The organism is Mesorhizobium sp. M1E.F.Ca.ET.063.01.1.1 (assembly GCF_003998155.1).
Classification (GTDB): Bacteria; Pseudomonadota; Alphaproteobacteria; order Rhizobiales; family Rhizobiaceae; genus Mesorhizobium.
The window spans coordinates 1-4,174 of the sequence record NZ_RZSC01000543.1; the positions used below are offsets into that span (position 1 = coordinate 1).

Sequence of the window (4,174 nt, forward strand, 5' to 3'; positions counted from 1 at the left end):
GATGAGGGGTGTTCCAGGGAACGCCAGCGTCTCATTCCTTCCAGCACCCTCATCCGTCTCGGCGCTGCGCGCCGATCCACCGCCCGGCCCGTCGCAAGCTCCGGGCGTTCGAAGCTCGAAAAGCCAAGCAGTTGGCTTTTCGTCCGCTGTGCGGACCGCTTCTCACCCCACAAGGGGAGAAGGAGGAGCCCGCCCGGCTCAAGCCAGCCTCTCCCCCTCCAGAATGCGCCGGTAAAGCTCGAGATAGCCTTGTGCCGTCTTCGCCATGGGAAAACGGTCGGCGGCGGATTCCCGACACCGCTCGGGCGAAAGCGCGGCGATGTCGGCCAAGGCTTGCGCGAACTCGGCATCGGTGTCGAAGAAGCGTCCGGTGGCGTCGTCGACGATTTCCGGCAGCGCGCCGCGCGGCGTGGTCAGCACCGGCGTGCCGCACAGCATGGCCTCGACCGGCGCCATGCCGAACGGCTCTTCCCAGGCGATCGGGTTGAGGAAGGCCTTGGCCTCGCCGAGCAGGCGCAGCTTCTCATCGCCGTCGATGGTGCCGTGGAAACGGAAACGGCGGCCCAGGCTCTTGAAGAAGACGCCCTGGCGGCGAACCTTCGAGCGCAGCAGGAGCTGCCAGCGCGGGCCGCCGGCGATGTCGAGCTGGAAATCGAAAGCCCTGGCGAGATCGACGGCCCGGTTGAGGTTCTTGGCGGCGCGGGCGATGCCGGCCAGAAACAGCAGCCGGTTCGTCTTGGCGGCGGACAGCCGATAGGCATCGATCGGAAAGCCGTTGTAGACGAAGGTTTCCCGCCCGTGGTTGCGCGCATGGTTGGCGCTGACGAAGCTCCAGTTCTGCTCCCGCCGCGGGAATCCCGGGGCAAAGCCGTGCATCGTGTAGAGCGCCGGACGCGACGTATCGATGTACCAGCCATTGAAGTGCACGATGTCGGTATCGGCAGGGATCGCGGCGCGGCATTCGGCCGCCGAGGACGCATGCCGCACCTCGCAAAGCGGATGGCTCGAGCCGCGACCGGCGATCAGGACGACCCGGTGGCCGAGGCGAGAAAGTTCTTTGGCCAGCCAGTCGACCTGCCGCTCGGTGCCGCCATAGCCTTTGCAGGGAATGGCCTGTTCCGCCACCAGCGTGATGCGCATCAGGTGAGCCCATCGGCTTTTTGATCGACCGTGATCCTGTCTGGTCCGTCCGGCCCGATCTTCAGTGGCGAGCGGCGATGCAGAAACAGGAGCATCGTCAGCAAGGTGCTTGCGATGCCGATCGCGGCGATGAGAACGGCGTCCGAATTCGTCCAGCCCGGGCCCTCGAGCGGCTTGGCGTTGAACAGGGCGAAGGAGTTGTAGCTCTCCTGGTGCGAGATCAGCAGGAAGCCGGTTAGGTTGTTGCCGAGATGGGCGCCGAAGGCAGCGCTGAGATTGCCGGTCACATAGACCAAAAGGGTCAAAAGCAGCGCGAAGGTGGCGATCGAAACCAGCACGCAGGCATTGATGGCGAGCGTCGAGGCGGAGCTCCAATGCAGCGCGGTGAACAGAAGCCCCGGCAGCGCCGCCCAAATCAGCGGGCTGGCGAATCTGCTGGCGAGGCCGCGCAGCAGATAGCCGCGGAACAGCGCCTCCTCCGAGGACGTCTGCAGAAAGGTAAGCAGCACGATCGGGACGAGGAAGAGCAGCCAGGACGAGAACGCGATCGATCCGCGCGCGATCTCCGGCTGCAGCCAATAGAGCAGGACCTCCGAGAACAGCGAGGTGATCAGGACCGCGACCAGGCCTTTGAGGAAACCGCCGCGCGAGATGCGGCGGCTGGCGCCGATCAGCGCCGAGAGCGGCTCGCCATGCACGAATCGCATCGCCACCCAGAGACCGATCCAGATGCCGGCAAACGACCCCAGCGCGGTAAGAATGCCGATGGGCGAAGCGAGGAAATCCTGGATCGGCTGTCCGGTCGACGGACCGGGAAGACGCAGAACGAGGAAGGCGTAGGTGCCGGCGACGAGCACGACGAACGTCATGGCGAGCCAGAAGAAAACCACGATCGCCGTTCCCAGCAGAAGCCGGAGCGGAGTGGTTTTTTGGTTCGGCGAGCGGCGGTAGCGCTCGAAGGCGGCATTGTCGACGGTCACGCGGGTCCCCTGCCCCAACCCTTCCGGTCGCATGATCTAGGGGATTGGCGTTTTCGGCGCAATCGTCCTTGCGGATAGTGGAAAGGGTTACCGTTCCGAGTCGCTAAAAAAACGGCCGCTCATCAGGCGGCCGCTTTCCACCACAATCCACCTGATCAGCGCATCACATAGACGATGCGTCGCGTGCCCGGATCGACCAGCGCCGGCTGGTTGTTCACATAGACGTAGCGGTAGTTGTAGTCGGGGATCTCGCGCAACTCGACCGTGTCGGGCAGCGTGGCGCCCGTCACCACTTCGCCTTCGAGATAGACCGGGTCGACCCGATGCGTGGCGACGTAGGTGCCCACCTCGGCCGGCGGCCTGGCGATCGGCTCGATCGCATCCGCATCGCCCGAAACGATGCCGCCGGTATAGTCGTCCTGCGAATAGACGTCGTCGGCCGGCGGTGACACCACGGCGATGCCGGCATCGGCCGGCCGGCGCGTGAGCACCACGCGGCTGCCGCCGAAATCACCCGTCACATAGTCGGAATAGACCCAGCCATTGCCGCCAGCTTCGGCGATGGTGCACCATTTGCTGTTCGCGATGCAGCCGGTGAGCGTTGCCGACTGGCCGGCCGCGAGCACGCCGATCACAGGATATTGCGGGCCCGGGCCGGCGCGGACATTCAAATCGGCCACGGCCGAGACCGGCGTGTCGGCAAGGGCCGCGCCCGACATGGCGAGCAGCGCGCCGGCAAGCGCCGGAAACAATACGAGTTTCATGGTTTCTCTCCGTTTTCAACGCTCCCTCGGGCTCGAAAACGAAACCAGGCCTCATGCGTTCCGGCTAAAATGCCGTCGCCGGCTCACGAATTGTTCCACCTTCTTTCGGCAGCCCGGTCAAAAGCGCATGGACGAAGGCCAGTTTTTGCGCAGTCACGTCCGAAATGACGAAAGGATAGAGATCGGGCAGCCCCATGCAGCGGTTGATCGAATTGGAGGCCTCCGACAGCACCAGCCAGCGGGCCAGTACCTTCTCGAAGGGCTCGGGCGGTGGGGTTGGCTCGGCCGGAGCCGCCTGAAGCTTTCCACCCGTGTCACCGTGGGGCAGGGCGCCGGCCTCCACCGTCTCCAGCCGGCCGAGCGGGAAATTCAGCGCATGCACCATCTCCAGCGTGTCGGTGATATGCAGATAATGGGCCCAGGTTTCCGCCCAGTCCTCCCATGGATGGGACGTCGCGTAGGCCGAGATGTGCCGCTGCTCCCAGTCTGCCGGCGAGCCGTTGGCGTAGTAGGCCTTCAGCGCCTGCTCGTAGTCGGCCTGCTCGTCGCCGAAGAGGGCGCGGAAGGCCGAGAGCCGCCCGGGATCGTCGCGGATCAGCCGGTCCCAGTAATAATGGCCGAGCTCGTGGCGGAAATGGCCGAGCAAGGTGCGGTAATTCTCCCCCATCTCGACGCGCCTGCGTTCCCGCTCGGCGGAATCGGCTTCGGCGACATTGAGAGTGATCAGGCCGTTGTCGTGGCCGGTGAGGATGCGTTCGCCGCCCGGCCCGCCGCCGATCGGATCGGCAAGGAAATCGAAGGCGAGCCCGGCTTCGTCCTCGAGGCCGGTCTTGGGCGTGACCGGCAGCCCGAAGGCGAGCAGCGAATAGACGGCGCGTTTCTTCGCCGCCTCGACGCGGATCCAGCGCTGGCGGTTGCCGTCCACCGACAGGTCCGGGATCGTCTGGTTCAGTGCGCAGGCGCGGCAGAAGCCGTGGTCCGGCTCGGCCTGCCAGTTGCAGGCGCATTCGTCGGCATTGCCGCATGGAACGGCCTCGTCGGAAAGCACGAAATGCGCCCGCGCGGGGTCATAAAGCACGAGGCTGGAACAGTTCAGGCATTGGGCGTTCTCGAAATAAAGGCGGTGGCCGCAATGCGGGCAGTCGAACAGCTTCATCTGCTATCAACCCATGGGGACAAGGGCGGGCCTCGTGCAAACGCCGTGCGGCGCCCGGCGTTCCGATCCTATTTCGTCGCAAGGTCCGCGGAACCGGCGCCAATGATCACGACATCAACGTCTTCCATAAAGCC

Annotated in this window: 4 protein-coding genes; all 4 read right to left on the reverse strand. The window is 65.1% G+C overall.

Going from position 1 to position 4,174, the window contains the following annotated elements:
• Positions 1 to 198 precede the first annotated feature (198 nt).
• The 4 genes from EOA29_RS27515 to EOA29_RS27530 all read right to left on the reverse strand — a co-directional run bounded on the left by EOA29_RS27515 (position 199) and on the right by EOA29_RS27530 (position 4,040).
• Positions 199 to 1,140 (reverse strand): glycosyltransferase, encoded by a 942-nt coding sequence (locus EOA29_RS27515; protein ID WP_126091146.1) that lies wholly within the window; start codon positions 1,138 to 1,140, stop codon positions 199 to 201.
• Positions 1,140 to 2,120, reverse strand: a complete 981-nt coding sequence (locus EOA29_RS27520) for a CPBP family intramembrane glutamic endopeptidase (RefSeq protein WP_126091147.1) — start codon at positions 2,118 to 2,120, stop codon at positions 1,140 to 1,142. Before EOA29_RS27520 ends, EOA29_RS27515 begins: the two co-directional genes overlap by 1 nt.
• A 155-nt stretch (positions 2,121 to 2,275) precedes the next feature.
• Positions 2,276 to 2,884, reverse strand: coding sequence for a DUF1236 domain-containing protein (locus EOA29_RS27525; protein WP_126091148.1), 609 nt, complete (start codon positions 2,882 to 2,884; stop codon positions 2,276 to 2,278).
• 64 nt (positions 2,885 to 2,948) lie between these two features.
• Positions 2,949 to 4,040 carry a putative zinc-binding metallopeptidase gene (locus EOA29_RS27530; protein WP_126091149.1) on the reverse strand — a complete coding sequence of 364 codons (1,092 nt, stop codon included), beginning with the start codon at positions 4,038 to 4,040 and terminating at the stop codon, positions 2,949 to 2,951.
• Positions 4,041 to 4,174: the final 134 nt, after the last annotated feature.

Excerpts from the sequence above, each read along its gene's own strand:
- EOA29_RS27515 (WP_126091146.1), bottom strand. The coding sequence starts at position 1,140 with ATGCGCATCACGCTGGTGGCGGAACAGGCCATTCCCTGCAAAGGCTAT.
- EOA29_RS27525 (WP_126091148.1), bottom strand. The coding sequence starts at position 2,884 with ATGAAACTCGTATTGTTTCCGGCGCTTGCCGGCGCGCTGCTCGCCATG.
- EOA29_RS27530 (WP_126091149.1), bottom strand. The coding sequence starts at position 4,040 with ATGAAGCTGTTCGACTGCCCGCATTGCGGCCACCGCCTTTATTTCGAG.